General features: G+C 47.9%; 24 protein-coding genes and 2 pseudogenes. 22 read left to right on the top strand and 4 right to left on the bottom strand.

The window, feature by feature from the left end:
- Nucleotides 1-120 precede the first annotated feature (120 nt).
- Nucleotides 121-1974, top strand: coding sequence for a DUF5776 domain-containing protein (locus EKM87_RS03125; RefSeq protein WP_125681754.1), 1854 nt, complete (start codon nt 121-123; stop codon nt 1972-1974).
- Between the two features lie 282 nt (nt 1975-2256).
- A complete protein-coding gene (locus tag EKM87_RS03120) occupies nt 2257-4104 on the top strand; it encodes a DUF5776 domain-containing protein (protein WP_125681752.1) in 1848 nt (615 codons plus the stop codon).
- A gap of 342 nt (nt 4105-4446) precedes the next feature.
- On the opposite strand, the gene EKM87_RS03115 is transcribed toward EKM87_RS03120, so the two are convergent.
- Together EKM87_RS03115 and EKM87_RS03110 are read right to left on the bottom strand one after the other, a co-directional pair.
- Nucleotides 4447-5187, bottom strand: a complete 741-nt coding sequence (locus EKM87_RS03115; protein ID WP_125681750.1) for an amino acid ABC transporter ATP-binding protein — start codon at nt 5185-5187, stop codon at nt 4447-4449.
- Nucleotides 5180-6658 (bottom strand): ABC transporter substrate-binding protein/permease, encoded by a 1479-nt coding sequence (locus EKM87_RS03110; protein ID WP_125681748.1) that lies wholly within the window; start codon nt 6656-6658, stop codon nt 5180-5182. The genes EKM87_RS03115 and EKM87_RS03110 overlap by 8 nt, the downstream gene beginning before the upstream one ends.
- A 276-nt stretch (nt 6659-6934) precedes the next feature.
- Between EKM87_RS03110 and EKM87_RS03105 the strand changes: the two genes are divergently transcribed.
- The 18 genes and pseudogenes from EKM87_RS03105 (at nt 6935) to EKM87_RS03020 (ending at nt 24023) form a co-directional block, all read left to right on the top strand.
- Nucleotides 6935-7672 (top strand): YebC/PmpR family DNA-binding transcriptional regulator, encoded by a 738-nt coding sequence (locus tag EKM87_RS03105; protein ID WP_125681746.1) that lies wholly within the window; start codon nt 6935-6937, stop codon nt 7670-7672.
- Nucleotides 7673-7933: 261 nt separating this feature from the next.
- The gene (locus EKM87_RS03100) at nt 7934-11230 is read left to right on the top strand and encodes a YhgE/Pip family protein (protein WP_164506422.1); all 3297 of its coding nucleotides are present in this window, start codon (nt 7934-7936) and stop codon (nt 11228-11230) included.
- Nucleotides 11231-11334: 104 nt separating this feature from the next.
- A pseudogene (gene comGA, locus EKM87_RS03095) lies at nt 11335-12309 on the top strand (competence type IV pilus ATPase ComGA); the annotation flags it as partial.
- Nucleotides 12245-13294: a type II secretion system F family protein gene (locus EKM87_RS03090; protein ID WP_125681740.1), complete on the top strand. Its 1050-nt coding sequence runs from the start codon at nt 12245-12247 to the stop codon at nt 13292-13294. The pseudogene comGA and the gene EKM87_RS03090, both read left to right, overlap by 65 nt.
- The gene (locus tag EKM87_RS03085) at nt 13294-13578 is read left to right on the top strand and encodes a prepilin-type N-terminal cleavage/methylation domain-containing protein (protein WP_191988556.1); all 285 of its coding nucleotides are present in this window, start codon (nt 13294-13296) and stop codon (nt 13576-13578) included. The genes EKM87_RS03090 and EKM87_RS03085 overlap by 1 nt, the downstream gene beginning before the upstream one ends.
- Nucleotides 13571-13642: pseudogene (locus EKM87_RS12700) on the top strand (prepilin-type N-terminal cleavage/methylation domain-containing protein); the annotation flags it as partial. The gene EKM87_RS03085 and the pseudogene EKM87_RS12700, both read left to right, overlap by 8 nt.
- Nucleotides 13643-13898: 256 nt before the next feature.
- A complete protein-coding gene (locus EKM87_RS03075; protein WP_225428389.1) occupies nt 13899-14192 on the top strand; it encodes a hypothetical protein in 294 nt (97 codons plus the stop codon).
- The gene (locus EKM87_RS03070) at nt 14189-14629 is read left to right on the top strand and encodes a competence protein ComGF (protein WP_125681736.1); all 441 of its coding nucleotides are present in this window, start codon (nt 14189-14191) and stop codon (nt 14627-14629) included. Before EKM87_RS03075 ends, EKM87_RS03070 begins: the two co-directional genes overlap by 4 nt.
- The gene (locus tag EKM87_RS03065; protein WP_125681734.1) at nt 14584-14823 is read left to right on the top strand and encodes a hypothetical protein; all 240 of its coding nucleotides are present in this window, start codon (nt 14584-14586) and stop codon (nt 14821-14823) included. Before EKM87_RS03070 ends, EKM87_RS03065 begins: the two co-directional genes overlap by 46 nt.
- Before the next feature lie 96 nt (nt 14824-14919).
- Nucleotides 14920-15942: a class I SAM-dependent methyltransferase gene (locus EKM87_RS03060; RefSeq protein ID WP_125681732.1), complete on the top strand. Its 1023-nt coding sequence runs from the start codon at nt 14920-14922 to the stop codon at nt 15940-15942.
- 18 nt (nt 15943-15960) lie between these two features.
- Nucleotides 15961-17151: an acetate/propionate family kinase gene (locus EKM87_RS03055; protein WP_125681730.1), complete on the top strand. Its 1191-nt coding sequence runs from the start codon at nt 15961-15963 to the stop codon at nt 17149-17151.
- Nucleotides 17152-17360: 209 nt separating this feature from the next.
- Nucleotides 17361-18767: an amino acid permease gene (locus EKM87_RS03050; RefSeq protein WP_125681728.1), complete on the top strand. Its 1407-nt coding sequence runs from the start codon at nt 17361-17363 to the stop codon at nt 18765-18767.
- A 194-nt stretch (nt 18768-18961) separates the two neighbouring features.
- Nucleotides 18962-19810: an aldo/keto reductase gene (locus tag EKM87_RS03045; protein WP_125681726.1), complete on the top strand. Its 849-nt coding sequence runs from the start codon at nt 18962-18964 to the stop codon at nt 19808-19810.
- A gap of 11 nt (nt 19811-19821) precedes the next feature.
- Nucleotides 19822-20430, top strand: a complete 609-nt coding sequence (locus EKM87_RS03040; RefSeq protein WP_125681724.1) for a metallophosphoesterase family protein — start codon at nt 19822-19824, stop codon at nt 20428-20430.
- Nucleotides 20431-20492: 62 nt separating this feature from the next.
- Nucleotides 20493-21884 (top strand): bifunctional metallophosphatase/5'-nucleotidase, encoded by a 1392-nt coding sequence (locus EKM87_RS03035; protein WP_125681722.1) that lies wholly within the window; start codon nt 20493-20495, stop codon nt 21882-21884.
- Entirely contained in the window at nt 21881-22594 is a 714-nt protein-coding gene (locus EKM87_RS03030; protein WP_125681720.1) for a YutD family protein, read from the top strand. The genes EKM87_RS03035 and EKM87_RS03030 overlap by 4 nt, the downstream gene beginning before the upstream one ends.
- 12 nt (nt 22595-22606) lie before the next feature.
- Nucleotides 22607-23401: a TIGR01457 family HAD-type hydrolase gene (locus tag EKM87_RS03025; RefSeq protein WP_125681718.1), complete on the top strand. Its 795-nt coding sequence runs from the start codon at nt 22607-22609 to the stop codon at nt 23399-23401.
- Nucleotides 23394-24023: a TIGR01906 family membrane protein gene (locus tag EKM87_RS03020; RefSeq protein WP_125681716.1), complete on the top strand. Its 630-nt coding sequence runs from the start codon at nt 23394-23396 to the stop codon at nt 24021-24023. The genes EKM87_RS03025 and EKM87_RS03020 overlap by 8 nt, the downstream gene beginning before the upstream one ends.
- A gap of 64 nt (nt 24024-24087) precedes the next feature.
- Here the strand turns inward: EKM87_RS03020 and EKM87_RS03015 are convergent, their stop codons facing one another.
- Both EKM87_RS03015 and EKM87_RS03010 read right to left on the bottom strand, forming a co-directional pair.
- Nucleotides 24088-24762: a VTT domain-containing protein gene (locus EKM87_RS03015; RefSeq protein ID WP_125681714.1), complete on the bottom strand. Its 675-nt coding sequence runs from the start codon at nt 24760-24762 to the stop codon at nt 24088-24090.
- Nucleotides 24763-24869: 107 nt separating this feature from the next.
- Nucleotides 24870-25379 carry a phosphatidylglycerophosphatase A family protein gene (locus EKM87_RS03010; RefSeq protein WP_125681712.1) on the bottom strand — a complete coding sequence of 170 codons (510 nt, stop codon included), beginning with the start codon at nt 25377-25379 and terminating at the stop codon, nt 24870-24872.
- 132 nt (nt 25380-25511) lie between these two features.
- On the opposite strand from EKM87_RS03010, the gene EKM87_RS03005 reads away from it, so the two are divergent.
- Both EKM87_RS03005 and EKM87_RS03000 read left to right on the top strand, forming a co-directional pair.
- Entirely contained in the window at nt 25512-26099 is a 588-nt protein-coding gene (locus EKM87_RS03005) for a peptidylprolyl isomerase (RefSeq protein WP_125681710.1), read from the top strand.
- Between the two features lie 23 nt (nt 26100-26122).
- Nucleotides 26123-26509: a CvfD/Ygs/GSP13 family RNA-binding post-transcriptional regulator gene (locus EKM87_RS03000; RefSeq protein ID WP_125681708.1), complete on the top strand. Its 387-nt coding sequence runs from the start codon at nt 26123-26125 to the stop codon at nt 26507-26509.
- The last annotated feature ends 400 nt before the right edge of the window (nt 26510-26909 follow it).

The following is a 26909-nucleotide window of genomic DNA, read 5'->3' as shown; positions in this document are numbered from 1 at the left end:
TTGAATTTTCATTTAAAGTCCCCAGGATATTGCTATTGCTTGATTTGTCCTGTTATTTCACCTGCGAATATGCTATAGTAGCAGTTAATAAATAAGAGAAAAGTAAACGGGGTGTGCTAAATGAATCGAATTTTGAAACAAGTGACAGTTTCTGGGTTAACGTTACTATTACTAGGTGGTATCGTGACTCCCAGTGTTGCCAGTGCCGATACGACTAGCTCGGCGCCTACAACCACCAGCACGAAGGATGCTACCAGCGCGGATCTTAAAGTGAGTGGCTTTGAAATGCCTTACGTCAGTCTGCGAGCTAGTAATGGCAAAGAAACACGAGTTTATCGGTATCCCAAGTTACCAGCTACTTTATCGGTGCAGAAGCTGCAGCAGGCTGATTATCGTGAGTGGGTTATCGCACAATACCCGAATGACAAAGACCTTGCTGGAATTGCTAACAGTGGTGGCCAGATTGAAGATGCCGCTGCTGAAAGATTCGCGGGAAAACAGAATTCAAGCCAAAGTATCATCGACTATATGTCAGAAATTAGTGGTACTAAGGTTCATGCAGAATTAGTGGCTGCGAACAGTGCAATGATGGCTTGGATTATTGGTGCAGGAACTAAGTTTGAGGATGGAAAACTTACCCAGTCCGATGTTCAGAAAAGCTTTAAAGCAGAAGTGACACCTTTGGTTGAAGCCAGCCTAAAAATTGATTCGAATGATCGCTTAAAAGCACAGTTTGAAAATTATCAGGATCTGGTTAATGTGAAGAGTGCCGATGATTTTGCCACAAAAATGACGCAGGCGACTGACATAGCAGTCGAAAGCTTGTTTGGGCCTCAGGTTTCTCGTGACCGCCTTGCAAAAATTAATGCCGATGGGACTTACAAGGCTATGCTGGCGGCGTATAATGCACCGATGAGTACGGCTTTTTTGAAACAGGCAGATGGGACATACGTCTTAGGTCAGTCTGTTACACAAATTGGTGGAGCGGGTATTGCAATTTTTGTTGAAGGGGTAGATCAGGAAACTACGACACCGACCGACCCAACGCCAGCCAAGAGTCAACCCGTTACCGTCCATTTCGTTGATGTTGATGGTCATCAGATTGCGGCAGACAAGACCTTAACTGGAAAGCTTGGCGATTCTTATCATGCCGAAGCCCAGGATGTTTCCGGGTATAAGTTAAGTAAGATGCCAGCGAACGCAACTGGCAAGTTTACCGGTTCCGCTCAGTCAGTGACGTACACTTATGATGCCGTTGTTCAGAGCGGTTCTGCGGGAGCAACGATTGCCCCTAAGGGAACGGTAATCTACGCGACGAAGAAAATCGGTTTGTACAAGCAAGCAACGTTTACTAAGCAGGCCCGCCAGCAATGGTACCAGCGGAAATCACGGATGAACCGACCAATGTTTGTTGTGACGGGTTACGCCAAGTCTAAGAACGGCGTTAAGCGTTACAAGGTCAGAGACGTTAACCACCACAGTAAGACGGTCGGCAAGACGGGTTATGTCACGGCTAACGCCAAGTACACGGTACCGGTCTACTACGCAACTAAGCACAATCAGATCACGGTCATTAATCCTAAGGGCATCAATGCTTATAGTAAGAAGACGTTGACCGGTAAGCAGACACACTACCGGCAAGGACAGGTTTTGAAGGTCAAGAAGATTGTGTCGCATAACCTGACGACCCGCTTTGTCCTGAGCAATGGGCGTTACATTACGGCTAACAAACAGCTGGTTCAGGCTGGTAAGCGGACGATGCCTAAGCGAGTTACGGTCAAGCGCGGCATCAACCGCTATCAGACGGCGAACCTCACCAAGCGCAATCATCACTATAGTGCTGGAACGGTCCTGAAGGTTAAGGGCTGGACGGATTCCAACGCCAATAACTTCAGCAAGGGCGATAGTCTACGCTACCAAGTTAGTGGGGGATATATTACGGCCAATCAGCGCTTTGTTCGGTCAACTAAATAATCGTTTAGAAGATTCAGCTGTGGCTGAATCTTTTTTTTATAACCAATTTTGAATAGACCGATGGGTGTTAGGTTATGCATGACAAAGACTAATCCGGTTATCACCTGATTACGACAACACTGCTGACGTGTGGTGGTAATAGTTAGTCGGATTTCCAAACGAATAATAGTGCAAGAATCGCTCTATACCAGTATTTAATAATGAAAACGATTACCAAATTTTGTTCATTATATGATATACTGCTACTAGATGAAGATGATAAAAGTAAACGGGGTGAGCTAAATGAACCGCACAACCAAACGACTAACAGTTTCAGGATTAACGTTGTTGTTATTAGGGGGGCTCGTTAGCCCAGTGACTGCCAATGCCGAGACGACTAACTCGGGCTTGCCAGTTACACAGGGAACGACGATCCGCACAGGGCAGACGTATTCGGTGGGATCAATGGAGATGCCGTACACGTTGATGGGGAGTAAGACGGGGAACGTCAAAGTTTATTGGTTCCCCAAGCTACCAACGACCTTGAATGCTGACCAGCTTGAAAATCAAACGTATTTACACGAGTTGGCCGCTCTGTATCCAGATACACCTGGCCTTGAAGATGTTCTTAATAGCTATCGACAAGCTCTTCAAGATATCAACCTACTGTCAGGGGAATCGTTGATCGATTTTGAGTTTAGACAGGCGGAGGAATCTGGTGATATTCCCGATGGTATGAGCAAGGAAAGCTATCTTGAATCGATGGGAAACGCTGCCTATGTAACTGCATGGTTGCTCAGTGAATCTGGCAAATACACGACAAAACAAATTACGCGGGAGGAGCTACAACAAAGTTATGAGGACAATCTTAGACCACGTTTAGCCAAGCTGCCGGGTGGTGACGAACAAATTGTCACCTTTGACAGAATATTCGCTTTGGATAGCTCGCAGGATTCGGCATTTGATGCGATGTTTAAGGCCTTTTACCAAGGTGGCCGGACCAATGCTTACTTGAACGATGTACCTGAAGCAGACGTGTTAAAAATCGATCCAGCCGCCACCGAACGGCAAACGCTTGCTCGGGCAAAGCAACCAATGACGGATTTCTTAAAGAAGCAAGCGGATGGAACGTATCAACTTGATGGGGGATTCTTCACAAACTTTGCTACGTACAGTTCCTGGTTTGAAGAGGTAGTCACGCCACCGACAACTGAGAAACCAACACCAGCTAAGAGTCAGCCCGTTACCGTCCATTACGTTGACACTGATGGTAAGTCAATTGCGGCTGATAAGATTTTGACGGGTGAGCTCGGAGCTGAATACAAGTCTGAGGCGCAAACAATTTCGGGCTATAAGCTGACCAAGGCACCAGCAAATGCGACTGGTAAATTTACCAGTTCAGCTCAGTCAGTGACTTATACTTATGATGCTGTGATTCAGACGGGCTCGGCGGGGGCCACTGCTGTGCCAAAGGGGACCGTTATTTACGCTACTAAGAAGATTGGTCTCTACAAACAAGCCACTTTTACCAATAAAGCGCGCAAGCAGTGGTATCACCAAAAGTCGCGGACAAATCGGCCGATGTTTGTGGTGACGGGTTACGCGAAGTCTAAAAACGGGGTTAAGCGATACCGGGTGAAGGATGTCAACCATCACAGCAAGACTGCTGGAAAGACCGGTTACGTGACGGCTAACGCGACCTACACGGTGCCCGTCTACTACGCAAGCAAGCACCAGACAGTTACGGTGATCAATCCCAAGGGTATCAACGCTTACAGTAAGAAGACGTTAACAGGTAAGCGGGCCCACTACAAGCAAGGTCAGGTGCTGAAGGTCAAGCGGATTGTTTCCCATAACCTGACAAACCGATTTGTCCTCAGCAATGGCCGCTACATTACTGCGAACAAGCAATTGGTTCAGTCAGGGAAGCAACAGCGAGCAAAGAGCGTTCGTGTTCGGCGGGGAATCAACCGGTATCAAACGGCTAATTTCACTAAGAAAAATGGGCACTACCGACGTGGCACGGTTCTGAAGGTTAAGGGTTGGATGTATTCCAATGCCAATAACTTTAGCAAGGGCGATACGCTTCGTTACCAGGTTAGCGGCGGTTACGTGACGGCGAATGGCACCTACGTTCGCAGCATTCGGTGAGTAACTTAAGACATGAAAATAGGGACCAAGTCAGTAAACGTTCTATACTAAAGTGAACGTGATTGGCTGGTCCTTTTTGATAGGCTGGGGATGACGGGGAAAGTTTGAAAATCGTTGTCAAGCCAAGAATAGTAGGGTGTTATCGACTTGAAATTGGTCCTACCCACCGCGTTCCGGTCCAAATTTGGCGCATGGTAAGACGGCAATTTCCCACTATGTCTGACTAAACACCAAATAGCCAATCCTTGTTGTGTCAGGCATAGTGGGTGTTTAACCGTTAGCTGGACACCAAAAGCGCTACGCAACTGATTCTAATCAGTTGCGTAGCGCTTCGGTGTAGGTTTACATCAGAATCTTAGAGAGGAAGTCTTTAGCCCGATCCGTTTGGGGATTGCTGAAGAATTCGTCTGGAGTGTTGTTTTCTTGAATGTAGCCATCGGCCATGAACCAGACGCGGTCGGCCACGGATTTGGCAAAGCCCATTTCGTGGGTAACCACAACCATCGTCATGCCCTGGTTGGCTAATTCTTGCATAACGTTCAACACTTCGCCGACCATTTCAGGGTCCAAGGCAGAAGTGGGTTCGTCAAACAGCATCACCTTTGGGTCCATTGCTAGTGCCCGGGCAATGGCAACCCGTTGTGCTTGCCCACCAGATAAGCTGCTAGGGAAGGCGTCGGCGTGATCATCCAGGTTAACTTGGTCGAGCAGTTCGTGGGCCCGTTTGGTGGCCGCTGCATCGTCCATGCCTTTGACTTTCATGGGTGCCAGCTTGATGTTTTCTAAGACAGTCATGTTAGGGAAGAGGTTGAATCCTTGGAAGACCATTCCCATTTGTTCCCGTAATTCATTGACTTTTTTGGTATCGAGGGTGGTCAAATTCTGGCCATCGAAATCAACTTCACCACTGTTGGGCGTTTCTAACAGGTTGAGGCAGCGAAGGAAGGTTGACTTCCCACCACCGGAAGGACCAATGACAACGATGACTTGGCCAGGATTTACTTGTTCCGTAATGTCTTTCAACACGTCATTTTTGCCAAAGCTTTTGGCGAGGTTCTTAACCTCAATAATTGGTTTAGTCATGCTGCATTCTCCTTTCGAAGTAGTTTAAGATCCGGGACGCCGTGAACGTCAGAACAAAGTAGAGGACCATGATGACGGCGATTGGAGCAACCCCCCGGTAAGTGTCAGACCGGACAATGTTGCTTTGGAAAATCAATTCGGAGACCCCGATGATGGAAACGATGGAACTATCCTTGATCAAGGTAATAAATTCGTTTCCTAATGAAGGCCAGATGTTCTTCAAGGCTTGTGGTAAGACTACGAAACGCATAGTAGCACCACTGGACATCCCTAGGCTCCGTGCGGCTTCTGTTTGACCATCATCTACGGAGTTGATCCCACCACGAATGTATTCAGCCACGTAAGCACCAGAGTTTAGTGAAATGGCAATGATCCCGGATGTCAAGGCCGGTAAGTTTACAATGAGGCCTAAGCCGAAGTAGACGAACATGACTTGAACCATCATAGGTGTCCCCCGGATGAATTCAACGTAAGCTGTTGCTAACCAACGGAGACCCGTCCGAACAACGCCGCCCTGACCCATCCGTGCTAGGGCTAAGATGACCCCAAGGATAAATCCAAAGAAGACGGAGCAGACCGTGATGATCAAGGTGTATTCAATCCCAGTCAGGAAGGCCTTCCAGTAGTGGAGCATGCTGGTGTTGACGGTGTTGGTCTTCAAGTACTTCCCAGCAGCGGGGAGGTAATTCTTGTTAACCAGGTTCTGGTTCTTAATCTGGTCAACGGACTTGTTAGCCTTGGCAACCAGAGCGTCAGATCCCTTAGCAAAGGCAACGGAAGCACTAGTATCGGAAGCACTTAAATCAAATTTACTTGGAATAGCGGCCAGTTCCTTGTTGTTAGCCACGTAGGCTTGAGCTGAAGGCTTTTCCATGGCTACCCCTTGAATCTTGTGGCTTTGCAAAGCCAGAATCAAGTCGGAAACGGAGGTCATGCCTTTGACAGTCGTACCTGACGTTTGCTTCTTGGATTCATTATACATAGTCGAACCGGTTTGAGCACCAATAGTCTTACCGACGAAGGAATCCTTGTCTTTATAGATACCTTTGTCGGATTTATTGATGACAATGCTGTAGCCACCTTGGTAGTAGGTGTGGGTAAAATCAACATTCTTCTTCCGAGCGGGAGTTGGGTTCATTCCGGAGATGACCATGTCAACCTTACCGGTTTGCAAGGCAACCAGGAGGGAGTCAAAGGACATGGATTTAACCACGAGCTTCACGCCCATATCCTTGGCAATTTTCTTCCCAACGGCTACGTCCATGCCGACGATTTTCGACTTGCCGTGAACGGTAGCTTGGAATTCATACGGTGGGTAGTCAGGGGAAGTTCCCATGACCAACGTCCCCTTTTTCTCGACCTTCGTCAGCGAGTTATCCGTGGCGGCATTGGCTGTCGTTGAAGACAGCGTGGTGAAGCCAGTCACGATTGTTAAGACGAGGGCGAGCAATAAGATTAGTTTCTTTTTCATATATAATTGCTCCTCTTCATTTGTTGATGTATTGAGTATAGTGGCTTTCGTGTATTTATGCAAGATTTATTTTAAATAATTAGTTTTTATACATAAGATATCCGAATAAACATGGGTAAATGCCTGATTCTAGAGCGAATGTCATAAAACTTATACATTTTGAAGTGAATTTCAAAAAGCCGAGTTATTTAATTGAATGAATTGAAAGTAAGTGCTAACATAAACAGTGTCTGTTTTATACGGATATCTAAAAAATTTTAGAAAAGAGGAGTTACGATGTCAGGACATTCAAAATGGCATAACATCCAGGGCCGGAAAAATGCTCAGGATGCAAAACGTGGAAAAATCTTCCAAAAAATCTCACGTGATTTGTACCAAGCTGCAAAAGCAGGTGGTCCTGATCCCGACGGTAACCCTCAACTTCGTTTGGAAATGGACAAGGCGCGGGCAGCTAACATGCCTAAGGAAAACATCAAGCGGGCTTTAGACAAAGCTTCTGGTGTTGGTGGCGCCAAGTTCGAAGAAATCACCTACGAAGGCTACGGTCCAGCCGGGACAGCAATCATGGTTGCTGCCTTAACGGATAACAAGAACCGGACGGCTGCGGCTGTTCGTTCTGCCTTCACGCACCACGGTGGCGCACTCGGTGCAGCAGGTTCCGTTTCATACATGTTCGACCGTAAGGGTTACATTGTTATCTTACGTGACGGCTTGGATACGGATGAAGATACGATGTTGATGGATGCTTTGGACGCCGGGGCGGATGACATGGAAACCACGGATGATGAGTTCAAGATCTACACGGATCCTTCGAGTGAAATCGCTGTTCGTGATGCCCTTCAAGAAAAAGGGTATTCACTGGACACCGCTGAAGTTCGGATGTTCCCACAAAACACGACTGAAGTTCCAGAAGCCAAGGCTTCTCAATACCAAGGTTTAATTGAAGAATTGGAAGACAACGATGACGTTTCTGATGTCTACGAAGCTGCCGTTTTACCTGACGGTGTGGAATAGGTTTATCGAAAACTTTTCGTTAGCAAACCCGTTACTAGGATTGACCTGGTAACGGGTTTTGTTATATCTCCAGCGAAAATGAGCCTTGCAATCTAAAAATGGAAGGCGTAAACTGCAAAGCTATGGTAGGGCTTTGTGGCCCCGCGTTTTTTTTGATTAAAAGCAACATGCCATATACTAATTTATTATATTTTCTGAAAAACGTTGGGTGCCATGCAGTCTAATACAACATGCCATATACTTTTGAGGGGTGTTATGAATTTGAAAAAATTAAGGAAGAACGGAGTTGCTGGGTGGGTGTTAGCCGCCAGCCTGGTGCTGCCAGTTATCTGTGCGAGTCTACTCATTCGGTCCTTCTGGGACCCATTTGGGCAAACTGCCAAGCTGCCAGTGGCCGTGGTTAATTTGGATCAGCCAGTTAATTATCAGGGAAAACGACTGGCTGTGGGGGACAATGTCGTGAGCCAGTTAAAGCAAAATCATGAACTGGGCTGGCGTTTTCTATCTGCGAGTGAAGCGGCGGCGGGAATGAAACGGAACCGATACTACACGGTCATAACGATTCCTAAGAACTTTTCCCAACATGCCAAGACGGTGACGGATGCACAGCCCCAGCCCATGAAGCTGTCGTATGCGACGAATGATTCGCTGAACTATATTGGTGGCATTATCAGTCAAACTGGTGCTACTCAATTGAACCAGGCCGTACGCCAAGCTGTGACGAAGGCGTACGCATTGAGCATGTTTCAGCAGATCAAGCACAGTGGTCAGGGCTTTCAACGGGCAGCAACGGGGGCTACGCAGTTAAAGAATGGGACCGTGACGTTATCTGATGGCTTAAATGCTTATACCACTGGGGTTCACAACTTGAACAAAGGGGTGCTTCAGCTGTCAACAAAAGTTCAGACGCTGCCGGTTGGTGTACAGCGTCTCACAACTGGGGCTGGGAAATTGACGACTGGGTTGGACCAGCTCCACGCGAAGACGCAACCGTTAGCAACTGGTGTTTTACGACTGGATACCGGGTCTAAGCGTTTGACAACGGGTGCTGCTAAGGTTGCTGATGGTGCAGAGCAACTGACCACGAAGACAGGGCGTTTGGCACCTGGTGTTCGGCAGCTAGCTGTGGGAGCACGCCGAGTGAATAATGGGATGCACCAACTAGAAACGAAGGTAAGTCCCTTGGCACCAGGTATTTCACGACTGGATAACGGTTCCCAACAAGTAACAACCGGATTGCAGCAACTAAATGCCAAGAGTGGTGCTCTTGCGTCCGGCGTCGTGCAGCTACAAGATGGTAGTCAGCTCTTAGCCATGAGTACAGTTAAGTATACGAATGGGGTTTACCAGTTGAATACTGGTCTTCAGGCGTTGAATACCAAATCTCAAACTTTAACCCAAGCAATTGAGCGGTTAGCTGTGGGTTCTGATGATTTGAATAAGAGCGTTCAGGGCGGACAAAAAGGTATAACAGATCTGTCTAAGGGTGTTCAAGCTTTAGCTAGCGGTTCAGCAACTGGCCAGCAGAAGTTTATTGCTGTGACTGCCAACGCGACGTCCGTATTGACGCAGGACCTGGCAGCCCTGGAACAAGCAATTACTTCTGACAGCACGACTGCAAGCGATTCTTTACAAGCCGTCCAGAACAACGTTGCTCAGTTACGACGTCAGGCGGGTGGTACTGATTCAACGGGAACTGGCAATGCCACCTCCCAGGCAGCGGCAAACCTGACGCAGGCAGTGGCTAATTTGGACGATTCGCATGCAAGTGATGCTGGACTGTCGCAGAGCCAGATTGATGCTAAGGTGACGGCTGTTGCGGCTAAGACTAAAATGACCGCAGAACAGCAGGCGGCGATGAAGTCAGCACTGGCAAATGCTGGTACGTCGCGAAGTAGCACTGACTCGTCGGCCAAACAGGCAGTGACTGTGGCTGCTCAAAAGTTGGTGGCTGCTAGTGATCAACGGTCAACTGCACCAACTGTAATGACTCAGCGAGCCATGGCTAAGCTTCAAAGTCAGCTAGTAGCGCTTGATGACTCGTCCGCCAATTCTTCAGCGGCTACGATTGCTTTGAAGAAGTTAAAGGCGGATGTACAAACGATACAGGGTGGATTCAGCGAATTGGGACAAGCGCTAGCGTTACAGAGTGCCGCGCTGAGTGGGTTAAATACGAAGGTGAATACATCTGATAAGAGTCTGGCGAGTCAATATGCGGCTTTAATTAGTGGCTCCCAAAAATTGGCTGCTGGGTTAGATCAGGTTAAACAACAGACGCCGGATCTAACGGCTGGTGTTGGCCAACTTGCGCAGGGGAGTCGTCAGCTGAAAGATAAAAGTCTAGCATTGACAGCGGGCACTTCTAAATTGGTGGCAGGAACGGCTGAAATGGCTCAAGGGATGCCGACCCTCACGACTGGTGTTGGGAAATTACTAAATGGCTCACAACAGCTGACAACGGGCCTCCAGCAGGTAAATGGTCAAATGCCCGTCCTCCAAGGTGGCATAACGAGCTTGGCGAATGGTTCGTTACAAGTGGCCGATGGCTTAACCACGTTAAATGCCCAGTTGCCAGCACTGACCAATGGGTTGCAACGACTTACTACGGGAGCCGGTAGTGTTGTCAATGGTGCGGGTCAATTGCAAGGCGGCCTGGATCGGTTAAACGGTCAAGTTCCTCTGCTGGTCGCTGGTGTCTCGCAATTAACTGCAGGTGGTCATCAGCTTAGTAATGGACTGACCACCTTGAATGGTCAGACGCCTGCTCTGGTCAAAGGGATTGGTCGACTGGCTACTGGTTCGCAAAAGCTGGATCAGAATTCAGATAAATTGGTTGCCGGGGCGAAGAAAGTCTCTGATGGCAATGGAACTTTGGCCCAATCATTACAAGGGGGTGCCGATAAAATCAGTGCTCAGCCACTGACAAGTCGAATGGCAGAAATGTTTGCAGCACCTTCGGACTTGGATCATCAGCGTTTTAGTTATGTGCCGAACTTTGGTCATGCAATTGCGCCCTTTGTGGTAGCGATGATGACGTTCTTAGGACTGACCGTGTTAGTAGTATTCTTTGATATCTGCCAACGGTTACGCACGCCAAGACAACTCTTGAACCTGACTGGCTGGGTCGTCCTCCAAGGTCTGTTGACCAGTGGTCTGCTCGGAGTGATGCTTCATGCTGTTCATCCGCTTGCTTTCATGGGTTGGACGACGCTCTTTGCCGTGACGGTGTTGAGTGTTGAATTAGCGTTGCGGGTGTACCTCGGACGGTTAGCAGTGTTCGTGGTCGGTGGACTCTTCTTCCTGCAGCTTTGTGTGGCCAATGGCATCTTTCCTAGTCAAACGGTGAGAACATTATATGCACCACTGGCTAAATTCTTGCCAGTAACTTACGCGAACCTCGGCCTGTCGCAAGCACTGAGTGGAATGGGAATCAGCACGACCGTTTTAACAATGGGGCTAAGTGCAGCATGTGTGATCTTAGTTCTGAGTGTGGGCGCAATTAGCCTACGATTTGTGCGTCAGTTTGATAAGCAGCAATCAGAAACATTAGATAATTAGTAGTAGTGACGAAGAGGTTCAGAAATTTCTGAACCTTTTTTGCTGAAATTAAAAATAAATGGCTGGCTTTTACGGAGTTAACTTAAAAGGGGCAGGAGAGTGAGCGTGTGATAAAACGGGTGATTGATGAAATGCTAGCAGCGGCAGTTGCGGTGCGAGCCTCCGATATATATGTGTTACCGCAAGCAACAGGGTATTTGATACGATTGCGCTATGCACAAACGGTTCAGTTGTGGCGTGAGGTTAGTCGAACGATTGGAGAACAACTTATTTCTTATCTCAAGTTTCAGGCCAATATGGCAATTAGTGACCAACGGCGACCTCAGGTGGGTGCCCTGAATTGGACGGGAAAAGGTGGGGACTTGGAACTAAGATTTTCAACGGTGGGGGACTATGCGGCCCGTGAGTCGTTGGTGATACGGATAATCTACCCCTATTTTTCTGGGAACATGGCTTTTCTGGATGCCCGTCAGCCAACCAGGTTGATCCAATTAGCACAGCAACGGGGATTGATGGTTTTTGCTGGGCCAACTGGTTCCGGTAAGACGACCACGATGTATTTGACAGCCCGCGAACTAGAGCAGACTGCTATGATATTGACCATTGAAGATCCGGTGGAGATTCGGGAGACTAGTTTTGTTCAGCTACAGGTTAACGTTGCTGCAGGGATGACCTACCCCGAACTTTTAAAAGTGGGATTACGCCATCGACCGGACGTGTTTATTATTGGTGAGATTCGAGATGCAGAGACGGCTCAGACAGCGGTGCGCGCGGCGTTGAGTGGCCACTTAGTGCTTAGTACAGTACACGCGCGCAGCGCTGGTGGCGTGCTGACTCGGCTGGCAGAACTTGGTGTGTCACTGAATCAGTTACAGCAAGTCTTGACGATGACGAGCTATCAGCGGCTAGTTCCCAGAATAACTGGCGGGCCAGCAGTCTTATTAGACATTGTCACCGGACGAGAACTGCAAAAAAAGCAGCGGTTAGAATTTTCTGAAAGGTGGTGGGAAGCTCTTGAGATGGCGCGGATTAACGGCGAAGTTTCACAAGAAGTGGCTCGGCAACTCCGCTACGGTTAAGTGGCCATTAGCTAGTCAGCTGCAATTTTGCCAGTTACTAGCTGATCAATTGGCGAGTGGGTTTTCTCTGCGCCAGGCGATCGCTTTCAGTCGAGAGGTAAAGGCTGACCTACCTGAAAGTGTGGCTCAAGTAGCCACTGAACTGGCGGAAGGGACTAATTTTGTGGCCAGTTTAGCGCCGTATTTACAGCCTAACGTGTTCTATCAGCTACGGTTAACCGCGACGTATGGTGAGCTTGGTCCGGCACTAAATCAGGCGGCTACGCTCCTAAGGTTGATGGCTACTCAGAAGAAACGCCTGCACCAATTGCTTTTCTACCCGTTTGCACTTCTGCTGGGGATGTTGGGATTATTTGTCACGCTTCAGGTGGGAATTCTACCACAGCTCCAGCAAGAGATTGCCCCACAGCGGACGACAACCTTTGCTGCGGGTCAGTACCTGATATTGATGAGCGTCATCGGTTTCGTGTGCTTTGGAGTGACGAGTTATCGTTGGTGGCGTCAACAATCCCGATTGACTTTGGCTAGCTGGTATCTGCGGTTACCCTTGATAGGACGACTTTGTCGGGCGTACTATGCGTATTATTTGGCGGCTAGTTTGAGTCAGTTAGTGAACAGCGGCCTGAGCGTTAAGCAAATGATTACTGTCCTCATTCAGTTACCAGAGCAAGCGTTGTTGCATCAGCTGGCTGTGACTTTGTCTAGTCAATTAGGTGCCGGTCAGTCGCCAGTTGGTTGGTTGCGGCAACAGGCTTACGTGCCGAACCAACTCGTTATTTTGCTCCAGAAGGGGAGCACCAATGATCAGTTGGCTAGGGAACTTCAGCTCTACAGTGATTTACGTTATCGAGAGCTGGTTCAAGCCAGTGAGCAGACGTTGGCTCTCGTGCAACCAATCTTATTAACGGTGGTTGCATTAATGATTGTCGGGGCGTATTTGAGCTTGTTGCTTCCCATGTATACAAATTTGCAGGGGGTTATGTAGTGCAGAGGAGAAGGGGATTTACCTTGGTTGAAATGACAATTGTGCTATTCATTATTTCGCTACTGATTTTGATTATCCTGCCAAATCTAAGTGGTCAGCGACATCGAGCGCAACGAATTCATAAAAGTGCGATGGAGACGGTGGTTCAAGGACAAGTCACGGCCTATCTAGACGACCATGCTGGGGCAGTCAGCGTGAGCTATGCTGATTTGGAACGGGACCACTACCTGACGCCGGCTCAAGTCAAACAAGCGGAACAAGAAAAGATTCCGCCACGTGGTTGAGCGCCGGGGGTTCACGCTATATGAAATGTTGCTGGTATTGGCAGTCGTCACCAGTTTGACTACCCTAGTGGGTTTCCAGAGTAATCGGCGAACCAACATGGCTGCTGAACAAGCCTTTTGGCCAGCGTGGCAACGAATTTGGCAAGCTGGCCGTCAACAGGCTATTCAACTAAAGCAGCCGTTGCGTTTGTCAATTGAACAGAAGACTGGGACTACGACGCTGCGAGAGAGTCGTTCTGGAAGAGTGCTGAACCGATTGCGGCCCCCGACGACGTTGAAATGGCGTGGCGGGGAGTCTAGTTGGCAACTGTTGCCGCACCATGGCACCGCACCGCGATTGGTGGAGTGGTACAGCACCACGTATCGTTGCTGGTGGTATCAAACAGTACAGTTGGGAGGAAACCTCATTCATGTGGAATCAGCACAGCAACGACGATCATCAGGGCTTTCTCCTGCCTGACGCCTTAATCGCGTTAGCCGTCGTCGCCTTGACGGTGGGACTGGTTACACAAACCGTTCTGGTCGTGCAGCGGCAAACGCACGCACGTGAAGAACGTTTGCTTCGAGCTCGTCTTCGGCATGATCAGGCGTTACTAAAATGGGCGCAAGAATGAAGTGTCATCAAGGTTTTAGCCTATTTGAAGCAATTTTGGCCTTGGCAATTGCTGCAGGAATGTTCGTCGTGGCTAATGGAATTGATCGCATTCTTTTAAGGCCTGTTCGACAGGATTCATTGGCTTGGTTTCAAGCAGTTACGGTGTTGGAACAACCACACCGGTACCGGATTCGGCGAGTGTTACCCACTGAACTGCAGCTGTGGGATACCCAAAGTACGCCGAGCAACAAAGCAATCTCAATCTGGCGAGACAATCATAATATCTTACGGTTAACTAATGAACAGAAACAGGGGTATGATCCACTGTTGAAACGGGTGACGGAGGTTAAGTGGACTGAGGTTGATCGGCGCGGGCTAGTTCGGTTGACTCTCAAACAGGAGGGATTACCATGGCACAGCACCATCCTCGATTTACGCGGCAGCAGGGATTCTTAACCTTGTGGGCTCTGTTCCTTTTAACCGGGGTCAGCCTGCTATTGACCGTGGTGATAGTTGCCACAGCTGCACAACGACAAGCGACTAATGCCTTGATTGCGCGTTACGATCAGGCGACTGAAACCATTCGGCGCCAGAATACTTATCATGTGAAAAAAACCACAGATAAGTCCGCCCGTAATCGCGCTAAATAAGGATTAGCCGCAAAGATTGCTTGAATAAGTTCGCAAAAATCGGTACTATAGATAGCGGATACAACGTGTCACGGAAACTTCACAAGGAGGCGAAGCGTGCTGTCACAAGAACAGACCGAAACGCTATTTAAGGTCCTCGATGAATCAACGATGACTTTACAATCTGCGTTAAGCACATCTTATTTAGATGCGTTCATTGAAACGGGAGACAATCTCCTCAATGGACAAGTTCAAGTTGAAGACGGCCGGCCAGAGGCCAAGGTCGTTCAACAGCTGACCGACTTGTATCAACAAGCCGATTGGCAGACGTATGACGCCGAAACGGTTCGACGGGCAGTTCAATTGGCAATGTTGAAGGCGATTCGCGTCGATGACATCCAAGCCAATCATCAATTGACCCCTGATACAATTGCTTACATTATGGGATACTTGGTTACCCGACTGGAAAAGAACAAACAACATTTAACGTTGCTTGATTTGACGGTGGGTACGGGTAATCTGTTAACGGCAGTGTTTTCACAACTGAAGGCGGTCGTAGCTGGAAAGATCGATGCTTATGGGGTGGACAACGATGATACCATGTTGGCCATTGCACAGACGTCGAGTGATCTTCAACGTTTACCAGTGGAATTGATCCACCAGGACGCGTTGGAGCAGTTGTTGGTTCCAGCTAGCGATTTGATTGTTGCCGACTTGCCAATTGGCTATTATCCAATTGATGAGAATGCAGCTAATTACCAAACACGCGCGACGAGTGGTCATTCATTTGTTCACCATCTGTTGCTTGAACAGGCGGTAAATCAGTTAACTGAGGGGGGTATCGGGGTCTTCTTGGTACCTTCACAGCTATTCCAGACGGATGAGGCCCACGGCATGTTGAAGTGGTTGCCGGGTCACGCCTACCTACAGGGCTTATTGAACCTACCAAGCGAGCTCTTTGCCAATGCCAACGCGCAGAAGGCGATTCTGATTCTCCAGAAGCCGGGCGCAGGTGCCAAGCAAGTTGAACAAGTAATGTTGGGTGAATTCCCCTCATTTAAGAATCAATCAGCATTTCAAAAGTTTGTCGCAGAGATTGTTCAGTGGGAAGAACAGAACCTACTGACGGATCGTGCATAAAAAGGAGAAAAACACCACATGGGAAAATCATTAGCTATTAACGCCGGAAGCTCAACCTTAAAGTTCAAGCTGTTCCAAATGCCTGAAGAAAAAGTTATTGCCGAAGGTGCGATTGACCGAATCAGCTTAGGAAACTCATTAGTTGAAATTAAGTACGGTGATGGCCAAAAGTACGAAACTCATGAAGACGTTAACGACCATAACGCCGCCATTCAATTAATGTTGGACCAATTGACTGAGTTGAAGATCATCACGGACTTCAATGAGATCACCGGTGTTGGTCACCGGGTTGTTGCTGGTGGTCAAGAATTCAAGGATTCTGCTATCATTGACGACGACGTCTTACAAAAGATTGAAGACTTGTCTGAATATGCACCACTACACAACCCAGCCGCTGCTATGGGTATTAAGGCATTCAAGAAGATTCTGCCCAACGTTTTGAGTGTGGCTGTCTTCGATACATCTTTCCACACATCCATGCCACAAGAAAACTACATGTACGCTATTCCTTACGAATACTACGAAAAGTTTGGTGCTCGGAAGTATGGGGCCCATGGAACGAGTCACCGTTACGTTGCTCACCGTGCCGCTGCTATGTTGGGTAAGCCATTGAAGGACTTAAAATTGATTACGATGCACTTGGGTGCTGGTGGGTCAATCACTGCCATCAAAGATGGTAAGTCATTCGACACATCCATGGGCTTCACGCCACTGGCCGGGATTGAAATGGCAACGCGGTCAGGGGACATTGATGCTTCCTTGGTAGCCTACCTGATGGAAAAGCTCAACATTGACAAGCCTAACGATATGATTAACATCTTGAACAAGAAGTCTGGCTTGGTTGGGGTTTCCGGTGTTTCAGCCGACATGCGTGATTTGGAAAAGGTCCAAGCTAAGAACCCACGGGCTAAGTTAGCTCGTGATATGTTCATCAACCGGATCGTTCGTTACGTTGGTTCATACTTGGCAGAATTGGGTGGTGCTGATGCCATCGTCTTCACTGCCGGTGTTGGTGAAAACGACATCATGATTCGCCAAGAAGTAGCCGACAAGTTGGCTTACTTCGGTATCGGGGTTGATCCTGAAAAGAACGATATCCGGGGCGTTGAACGTGACCTTAGTAAGGCAGGCTCAAAGATTAAGACGCTCTTGATTCCAACCGATGAAGAATTAATGATTGTTCGAGACATCGAGCGTCTACGTAAATAAGCTTTAGCAGAGGCTTTCCAGGACTGTTTGCCCTGGGGGGCTTTTTTGTTCACTGAAAGATGAATGAATTTCATCTAAAATGAATTAAGTTGAAATGTATGACTCTATACCGGGATTGCTCGCTACTTAGCTTAACGAACCAACCGTTACTGCTGGTAGCATTGTTCATACGTCAGTGTATAATATATTTCAACAAAGGGGCGATTAAGATGAAAGATAGTCAACAGAATCAGGATCAAGAGTTTTCACGTGGCCTGCAGAGTCGCCACGTCCAACTGATTGCCCTTGGGGGGACAATCGGGACGGGACTCTTCTTGGGTTCTGGCCAAGCTATCCATTTGGCAGGACCATCCATATTGTTAGCTTACTTAGCGACGGGTGTGATGTGTTTTCTACTCATGCGGGCCCTAGGCGAGCTATTGCTTTCCGACTTAAACGTGCATTCTTATATTGACTTTATTCACCGCTACTTGGGTGATAAAATGAGTTTTGTGGCTGGTTGGACCTACTGGGTCTGCTGGATTGCTTTAGCCATGGCGGAAGTTACTGCCGCCGGCCAATACATGCAATTTTGGTTTCCCCGGCTACCACAATGGTTGACGGCACTGGTCTTGTTGGGAATTCTACTGACGCTGAATTCCGTGGCAGTGGGCGCATTTGGTGAAACCGAGTTTTGGTTTGCCATCATTAAAATCGTGGCCATTATTGGTTTGATCTTAGCGGGTGCCTACATGGTAGCCGTACGTTTTCCCACACCAGCCGGCCACGCAAGCGTGAATAACTTAGTCTCTAGTGGGTTCTTTTCTCATGGTGCCAAAGGATTCTTCCTATCATTTCAAATGGTGCTCTTTAGTTTTGTGGGAATTGAAATGGTGGGGATGACTGCTTCTGAGACGGCTAATCCAACCAAGGTTATTCCCAAGGCTATTAATGATATTCCCGTGCGAATTATTCTATTCTACGTGGGTTCCTTGCTGGCATTGATGTGTATTTATCCATGGCACGCTATCTCGCCAGACAGCAGTCCGTTTGTACAAGTCTTTAAGAGTGTCGGGATTCAATCGGCGGCAGCCGTCATTAACTTTGTGGTGTTGACCGCAGCGGCTTCTGCTTGCAATAGCTCACTCTTCACGACTGGTCGGATGCTGTTTTCGCTCACGTATGATGGTGAGGGACGATTTTCCAAGAAGATGAGCACGTTATCGAAATCGCAAGTTCCTGTACCTGCCCTGCGTTTTTCGACGGTGGTGATTGCAGTATCGGTATTTCTCAACTTCATTATGCCTGGACATGTTTTCGCCTTGGTCACCAGTGTGGCAACGACCTGTTTTCTCTTCATCTGGTGTGTGATTGTTCTGGCCCATATGAAGTTTAAGAAGCAGCAGCGTGAACAGGGAATTCAAGCGGCGAAGTTCCATCTGCCATTCTTCCCCTACAGTGATTACTTTATCCTGGCCTTTCTGGCGATGGTGGCGGTAGTGCTGTTCTTTAAGACGGATACGTTGATTGCCTTGATTGGGTCGGTGGTTTGGTTAGGAATCCTGATGCTGGTAAAAACGGTGAAGGATCGGCGAGCTGCGGTTACAGCAACCGAATCGGACGATAATCATGAGTAGTTTTTTAAAATGACAGCGGGCCGGTGATTTGCCGGCAAGTTAACCAAATAGACATTGTAAGTAAAGTTGGCCGGGGAAGGTGATTCCTCGGTTTTTTTGATCGAAAGTTTTCACAAACAGTAACCACCGATGTCAGCGAAATTCACAGGGAAGTGCTACGATAAGACTATCTATTCAAAACGGAGGGTCCATTGATGGAAACAGTTAAAATTGCCGGTAAGACTGTCCCGGCCATCGGAATCGGGACTTGGCACATGGGAGATCGGGCAGATCAACGAGAAAACGAAATTGCTGCAATTCAGGCGGGACTCGCTGCGGGTGCGCGGGTCGTCGATACGGCGGAAATGTATGGGTCAGGCCGGTCGGAGACGCTCGTCGGTGAGGCTTTGGCTGGCAGTAAGCGGGATGACCTCTTCTTAATATCGAAGGTGCTGCCTGAAAATGCCTCTAAGCAACGGATGGAAACTAGCCTAGATGCCAGTCTACGCCGTCTTCGAACGGATTACCTGGATCTTTATCTGTATCATTGGCGGGGGAACGTTCCTCTAGCTGAAACGGTGGCCGAGCTCCAGCGTTTGCAAACGACGGGAAAAATTCATGCTTGGGGCGTTTCTAACTTTGATGTGGCTGACCTTGATGAACTGTGGGCACTTCCACAAGGGAATCGAGCCGTAGCTAATGAGGATCTCTATCATTTGGGAAGCCGCGGGTTGGATTTCGCAGTACTACCTTGGCAACGGGAACATCAGCTGCCATTGATTGCGTATTCACCAATTGCCCAAGGGGATGCTTGGGGACACCAATTAACCACCAACGCGGTGGTCAAAGAGCTTGCGGCAACTCACGGTGTTGGGGTCTATCAAATCTTGTTAGCCTGGGTCATTCGGAATTCGCAAGTTCTGGCCATTCCCCAAACGAGCTCCGTCCTGCACATGGAACAGAACGTGGCAGCGGCTGATTTAACGCTGACTGCAACCGAGCTCACGGCATTAGATGAGCAATTTCCCCGTCCAACGCATAAAGAATCATTAGATGTTCTGTAAGGAGGAACAGCATGCAATTTTTTACGTCAGATACGCATTTTTTTCATAAAGATCTTTTAGGAGACAATGATTTTGCACCGCGGCTATTTGCCAACGTTGACGAAATGAATCAAACCATTATTGATAACTGGAACGCACGCGTGGCACCAGGTGATACGGTCTACCACTTAGGAGACATTGCCTTGTATTTCACGCGGCCGGCTAGTAAGTCGGATGAAGCGGTGTTTGAGGTGTTGAGCCAGTTAAACGGGAATTTGGAATTAATTAAGGGAAACCATGACAGTCGTGCTTTATTCAAGCACTTGGCTGCAAATAATTATGTTGATCACGGCAAGGATAAATTTACCTTTCACGATGTTGGCGCACTGATCAAGTATGATCACCGGCAGTACTATATGACGCATTACCCAATGATGTTGGGGATTGTTAAGCAAATTATCAACTTACATGGGCACATTCATCACTACGCAGTTCCCGTGAAGGAAAATATCAATGTCGGTGTTGATACGCCAGAACAACGGTACCTTGATCAAAAATTACCGTTTGGCACCCCGTTTTCCACGAGTGAAATTGAGCAGATGGTGACGGGTAAGGCAGCAGAGTTTCGCGACAAGCAATAGCGCTTGACCGTTTCCTCGCGATGCCGTAGGATTAAAACCAGTGTTAAGAGGAGATTGAGAGCATGGAACAACTGACCATTTTGCACACGAATGACCTACATTCTCATTTTGAGAATTGGCCCCGGATTCGTCGTTACCTGGCTAAAGCACGGCAAGAAGCCGTTGCTGCTGGGCATACGGTGTACACCTTTGACTTGGGTGACCATGTGGATCGGGTTCATCCCGTTAGTGAGGCCACGAATGGGCAACAGAACGTTCAGCTGATGAATCAGATTGGTTATGATGCGGTCACTATTGGCAATAACGAGGGACTAGGTTTCATGCGGTCTCAGTTGGACCATCTCTACGATCATGCAAATTTTCCAGTAATTTTGGGCAATCTGCTGACGGCAGACACCCATGAACGGCCCAGCTGGGCGGTCGACCATCGCCTCTTGACGACGGAAGCGGGGACCCGAGTCCTTGTTTTGGGGCTGACGGCGCCCTATCAATTGACGTACCCGTTGGCTGGCTGGAAACCCATTGCAGCCATGAAGGCATTACAGGAATTATTGGCAACCTATGCCGATCAATTTGATGTCTGTGTGCTTCTTTCTCATTTGGGATTGGACGTAGACCGTCAGATTGCCAAGCGCTTTCCTCAGGTGACCGTCATCATTGGTAGTCACACGCATCATTTGTTACCGCACGGTGAGCATGATCAACAGAGTCTACTTGCGGCGGCTGGCAAGTTTGGGCGATACGTGGGTAAAATTGAACTGACCCTAGACGACCACCACGCGGTGACAGTTGCGTCGGCCAGTGTCGTGGAGACATCTACTTTGCCGGTAGAACCCGGCGACCAGGCAGAAATTTCTGGTCTGGAGAACCTTGGTGCGTCAATTCTCTCCGAGCAACGGGTGGCTGATTTGCCAGTTGCCATGGAGGCTGATCCGGTGGGACAACCACGCCTGGTTCGTGAAGGCTTGCACGCCATTGCTGAGTATGCAGGCACCCAGGCCGCTATCTTAAACGCTGGTTTGTTTTTACAAGATCTGCCTAGCGGAATTGTGAATGCAAATCAGTTGCATCAGTTGCTACCACATAATATGCACGTCATGACGGTCACCTTGAATGGGTATGACTTGTGGCGCCTAGTTCAAGAATTTGAAATTGCACGGTTATTTTTACGGCGATTCCCTCAGAAGGGGATGGGCTTTCGTGGGAAGATTTTCGGGGAACTTAATTACCTGGGAATCGCGTATGACTCACAGTCCCATGCTGTCACCTGGCGGGGCGAGGCTTTATCTGCCCACCGCCAGTATAAGATTGCTGTGCTAGACCATTACCTGTTTATTCCATTTTTCCCAACAATTCATATCGTGGGGAAAAACCAGATTTTATACGAAGATTTATTGCGGGAAGTGTTTGCCAAGTATTTGGCTAAGCACTATCCCATTGACGAGAGAGGATGACGACGGTGGATCGAAAAGATTTAGAGGCGTTAGTCGCCGAACAACGAGAGAGTCGTGAGCCAGCCGCCGAAGTAACGCGGGTGGATGAGACGCATTTAACGATCAATGGTCACCCATACGAATTGGTGACGGATGTTCGTGACGGATTTGATTTCACCGAGTTTGCCCGCCGGTTCAGCACGATTTTGAGTAAGTTTGATTATATCGTGGGTGACTGGGGCTTTGAACAACTACGGTTGAAGGGCTTTTACGCTGAGGACCGTGCCGGTGCTAAACAGAATCAGATTGAAGCAGTCCAGGATTACCTTTATGAGTCCTGCAACTTTGGCTGTGCTTACTTTATTTTACACAACTTAGATGTGAAGTCGGCACCTAAGCCCCGGCGGAGTCGCTCGCGGCGCCGGAACAAACCAGCAGCGACTGGGACGAAGGAAACTTTGCAGCAGAGTGTGAAGCCACGTGAGACGGCCAAGCCCCATGCTGAAAAGAAAGCCACAACCAGTAATGGGAATCATTCCACCAACGGTAATGGTAATGCCCATCGGCGGCGGTCACGTCACTCACGGCGAAAGAACACGGCGCACCCATACACTGAGGAACGTCGAACAACGACTAAACAACCAACTACTGACAAAGCCAAAACAGTCACAGTTGGCTCTGGCGGTCACGGTCGTCGCCACTTTACCATTAGACAGAAAAAAGAAGATTAGGGAGAGTTTGCGGTGAAAAAGTATCAAGCTTATTTAATTGACTTGGATGGCACCATTTACGCGGGTTCCAAGCGTTACCCTAAGGCTCGCCAATTTGTGGAACGATTGCAGGCGGCCGGTACGCCATTTAAATTTGTTACCAACAACACCACCAAGTTGCCGGTTGATGTCGTGCGTAATTTAGCAGACAATCATGATATTCACGTGACGACGGACAACGTCTACACGGCGGGTTTAGCAACTGCTGACTATCTGGATCAATTGGCAGGAAGTACTGGTGAGCGAACCGTCTACGTCGTTGGTGAGATCGGTTTGCGCCAAGCATTGACTGCCAAGGGCTTCACCGTGGATGAAGAGCACCCCAAGTATGTTGTCGTCGGTCTAGATAGCGACGTGACCTACGAAAAATTTGCGAAGGCCGTTTTGGCTATCCGTAGTGGTTCAGTCTTTATTGGAACCAATTCCGATTCCAATATTCCTAAATCTAGAGGATTGATGCCTGGTGCGGGGGCGCTAGTTGACCTGGTCCGGTACGCAGTCCAGACTGATCCTATTTTTGTGGGCAAACCTGAACCGATTATTTTAAATAATTCGTTGCAACAAATGGGAATCGCGCCGGAAGATGCTTTGATGGTTGGAGACAACTATCTGACGGATATTTTGGCTGGTATTCATGCGGGGGTGGACACACTCTTAACCTATACGGGGGTTTCCACGCCGGAACTGGTGGCACAACAAGCCATTCAACCGACCTATACTGTACCTTCACTGGACCATTGGGATCTCGAGGTGGGACCTATTGCGTAGATTGAATCGCTGGGCGGGACTGACCGTGCTATTTTTAGCATTGATCAGTCTGGTCATTGCTCTGACCATCAATGCTTTTTGGTTGTACCGGTTGGATATTCACTGGCTGGGGATTTCTCAGACGGTGGGGATGACCCCACATAAGCTCATGCATAATTACTATCAGATGGTGGGTTACCTGGAACTGCCTTGGGTCACAGATCTCAACATGAGTGACTTTCCGACGTCCTATACGGGGATGATTCACTTTCATGATGTGAAAAATTTATTTCTATTAAACAACATTGTGTTGTTGGTGACCATTGTGCCGGCGGGATTCTTTTTAAGACAATTGCACCGGCATGCAGAACAGTGGCGATTACTGTGGCCGGTTCAAGTAGCAGCAGTTGTACCGTTGCTTTTAGGTGCGTTGATGGCAGTCAACTTTAATGGTTTTTTCGTTGCTTTTCACAAGGTGCTCTTCCGGAATAATGATTGGTTGTTCGATCCCTCCCTGGACCCAATCATTACGGCACTGCCGGACACGTTTTTCTTGCACTGCTTTGCCTTGGCCTTTGTTTTGTTTGAACTAGGGCTCGGCATCTTGTATTGGCGGGGACGCGTGGCAATCAAGCGTGCTTAATTAAAGATTTAGTGTAAACAAAAAAGCCTGACGTCAGTCAGGCTTTTTATCGTTGGATCAATATTTATTCTTCTTCTGGGAGGTTACTCGGTGCGGCGTTACTGGCTGTGTGACGACCCTTTAACCAACCAACAACGGCTGGAATCAAAGAAATCACGATGATACCCAACACAACGGCTGAAAAGTGAGCTTTAACGAACGGAATGTTACCGAAGAAGTAACCGCCACCGCAGCAAATCAGGACCCAGGTAATTGCGGCACTAACGTTGTATTTTAAGAAGCGTTGGTAGGGAAAACGTGAGCCGGCAGCCGTGAAGGGGACGAAGGTCCGAATGATGGGCATAAACCGGCCCAAGAAGATGGCCAATGGACCATGTTTGCGGAAGAATTTCTCGGATTGCGCTAGCTTGTCTTTATTGATCAAACGACCAAACCAGGAGTGGTTGGACAAGGCTGCCCCGGCTTTACCACCGAGAAAGAAATTTAGAGAGTCGCCGCCAATCGCTGCCACTAGGAAGATGGCAACGAAGAGCCAGATGTTTAAGCCATAGGCTGGATTAGCCGCTAATGCTGCTGCTGCAAACAGAAGCGAATCACCAGGTAGAAATGGGAGAATCACGGCACCAGTTTCAACGAAGACGATGGCAAAGAGTATCAGATAGGTTGAGCCGCCAAACGTGGTGACGATGTTGGCCAAATGGCTGTCGATGTGAAGCACAAAATCGATTAAGTATCCCATTTTAATATAGTTGCTCCTTATGCATTAATTTGTTTTCATTCACATTGTAGTGGCTTTTGACCCAGCAGTCAGCAGAATCAGCGAAGCTTAAACAAATTATGATATTTCTATTGAAAGGGGGTGTCCTCTTCATTAACGTCGTCATGAGCTAATCGTGCCGCTGCCGCTGCGGCAATCGCGCCTACTAGATCATCTAAAAAAGTGTGAATGATACCTGGTTCGTGCGCGTTGAGCTTGGCTAAGATGCCTGGCTTAGTGCGGTCAATGTAACCGTAGTTCGTGAAACCGATGGAGCCGTAGATGTCGACGATTGAAAGAGCCATGGTTTCATCAACCCCATAGAGTCCCTCGTCGCGTTCGACAATTGTTTGCAGAGGTTCTAAGAGGTCGTGGTGTTCGGCGGCAATGTCAAGTTGGATACCGGTAATGATGGCATTCTGAACTTCCCGTTTGCTAAGGACGGTGGTTACGCTATGGAGGGCGGTTTCCGTAGTCAGGTCCTTGATATAATCCTTTTGCAGGAAGAGGACAAGTTGGGCAATGTCTGTCAGCTCAACACCGCGTTCATTTAGTAAATCAATTGTTCGTTTCTTTAATGCAGTTGCTGGTTTAGCCATGAAAAAGTCTCCTTTTTGAGAAAAATGTCGTGCTTCTAGTATAGCACCGAACCCCTGAGTTGCATTTTTCGTGGTAGGCGGTGATAATATAATAGATAAATAGAAAGTGTTTAAACGATATGGAGGATAATTATGACAAAGTTTCCACAAATTGATTTGGCTAACGCCAGGGGTCCGCAAGTAACTATTGAAACATCGATGGGAAACATTCAGCTGCAGCTCTTCCCCGAACAAGCACCAAAGACAGTTGAAAACTTTGTAACCCACGCCAAAGCTGGTTACTACGACGGCTTGACGTTCCACCGGGTGATTCCTAATTTTATGATCCAAGGTGGGGATCCTACTGGTACGGGAATGGGTGGCGAAAGTATCTGGGGCCAACCATTTGAAGATGAATTCTCTAAGGAGTTATATAACTTGCGTGGGGCGCTCTCAATGGCCAATGCTGGTCCTAACACTAACGGTAGTCAATTTTTCATCGTTCAAGATAAGGATATGACTGATCAGATGCAGAACCAGATGCATGATGCTGGCTTCCCTGAAGAAATCGTTGATGCTTATAAAAATGGGGGAACGCCTTGGTTGGACTTCCGACACACGGTCTTTGGTCAGGTGATTGAAGGGATGGACGTGGTTGACGCCATTGCCCAAGTTAAGACAGACTCCAGTGACCAGCCAGCAACACCAGTGACGATGGATAAGGTTACGGTCAGCGAGTAAGCGTTATGGAAGAGGTGACAAGCATGGCATTTAAAATTGGCCAACGCGTCACGGGTCAGATTACCGGGATACAACCATATGGCGCATTCGTCAGCTTGGGAGGCCATCGGCAAGGTCTGATTCATATTTCCGAATGTCATTGCGGCTATGTAAAGGACATTCATGATTATTTGAAGGTTAATGAAGAAGTTGAGGTCGTTATTTTAGACATCGATGAGTTTACGGGTAAGATTAGCTTATCGTTGCGTTGTCTAGAGCACCTTGATACCAGTGCAGAGGTTTTAGATCACCAACACCGTCATTATTGGACGAATCATCGGATTAATATTGGCTTCAAGCCGATTGGTGACCGCTTGGTAGGGTGGAAAAAGGAAGCATTAAAGCACCTCGATGAACAGGAAACGTCCTAATTTGGGATGTTTCCTGTTTTTTTTGAATTTAGTCTTGACCTGAAGGGGGATGATTGATAAGATATTACCTGTTGCTGTTATTCGCAGTTAATTGCATAAAAATTAAATTGATGAATAGCCATACAAATTAAAATTTGTGCTTGACGAGTTAAACAGCAACTGCTAGAATGATTTATGTTGTCAAAAGGCAAAACATATCGTTTTCATGGCGATTTGAAATCTTGAATATATATTCATTAATTTCAAAAAGATGTTGACATGATTTTGACAACATGATATACTTTAAAAGTTGTCACGGAGCGTTAATCGTTTCGTTAATAACTGGTAGACCTTTGAAAACTGAACATTGTTTCGACAAACCAAATATGTGTAGGGCGGTTTGATACTTGGTATCAAACCC

It is taken from the genome of Levilactobacillus yonginensis, from assembly GCF_003946265.1.
Classification (GTDB): Bacteria; Bacillota; Bacilli; order Lactobacillales; family Lactobacillaceae; genus Levilactobacillus; species Levilactobacillus yonginensis.
Note: the sequence above shows the minus strand (reverse complement) of the source record. Positions and strands in the feature narration are given on the sequence as shown.

Bases quoted from the DNA above. Each gene is read 5' to 3' on its own strand.
- EKM87_RS03125 (WP_125681754.1), top strand. From the start codon at position 121: ATGAATCGAATTTTGAAACAAGTGACAGTTTCTGGGTTAACGTTACTA.
- EKM87_RS03120 (WP_125681752.1), top strand. From the start codon at position 2,257: ATGAACCGCACAACCAAACGACTAACAGTTTCAGGATTAACGTTGTTG.
- EKM87_RS03115 (WP_125681750.1), bottom strand. From the start codon at position 5,187: ATGACTAAACCAATTATTGAGGTTAAGAACCTCGCCAAAAGCTTTGGC.
- EKM87_RS03110 (WP_125681748.1), bottom strand. From the start codon at position 6,658: ATGAAAAAGAAACTAATCTTATTGCTCGCCCTCGTCTTAACAATCGTG.
- EKM87_RS03105 (WP_125681746.1), top strand. From the start codon at position 6,935: ATGTCAGGACATTCAAAATGGCATAACATCCAGGGCCGGAAAAATGCT.
- EKM87_RS03075 (WP_225428389.1), top strand. From the start codon at position 13,899: ATGGCACCGCACCGCGATTGGTGGAGTGGTACAGCACCACGTATCGTT.
- EKM87_RS03070 (WP_125681736.1), top strand. From the start codon at position 14,189: ATGAAGTGTCATCAAGGTTTTAGCCTATTTGAAGCAATTTTGGCCTTG.
- EKM87_RS03065 (WP_125681734.1), top strand. From the start codon at position 14,584: ATGGCACAGCACCATCCTCGATTTACGCGGCAGCAGGGATTCTTAACC.
- EKM87_RS03055 (WP_125681730.1), top strand. From the start codon at position 15,961: ATGGGAAAATCATTAGCTATTAACGCCGGAAGCTCAACCTTAAAGTTC.
- EKM87_RS03050 (WP_125681728.1), top strand. From the start codon at position 17,361: ATGAAAGATAGTCAACAGAATCAGGATCAAGAGTTTTCACGTGGCCTG.
- EKM87_RS03045 (WP_125681726.1), top strand. From the start codon at position 18,962: ATGGAAACAGTTAAAATTGCCGGTAAGACTGTCCCGGCCATCGGAATC.
- EKM87_RS03040 (WP_125681724.1), top strand. From the start codon at position 19,822: ATGCAATTTTTTACGTCAGATACGCATTTTTTTCATAAAGATCTTTTA.
- EKM87_RS03035 (WP_125681722.1), top strand. From the start codon at position 20,493: ATGGAACAACTGACCATTTTGCACACGAATGACCTACATTCTCATTTT.
- EKM87_RS03030 (WP_125681720.1), top strand. From the start codon at position 21,881: ATGACGACGGTGGATCGAAAAGATTTAGAGGCGTTAGTCGCCGAACAA.
- EKM87_RS03015 (WP_125681714.1), bottom strand. From the start codon at position 24,762: ATGGGATACTTAATCGATTTTGTGCTTCACATCGACAGCCATTTGGCC.
- EKM87_RS03010 (WP_125681712.1), bottom strand. From the start codon at position 25,379: ATGGCTAAACCAGCAACTGCATTAAAGAAACGAACAATTGATTTACTA.
- EKM87_RS03005 (WP_125681710.1), top strand. From the start codon at position 25,512: ATGACAAAGTTTCCACAAATTGATTTGGCTAACGCCAGGGGTCCGCAA.
- EKM87_RS03000 (WP_125681708.1), top strand. From the start codon at position 26,123: ATGGCATTTAAAATTGGCCAACGCGTCACGGGTCAGATTACCGGGATA.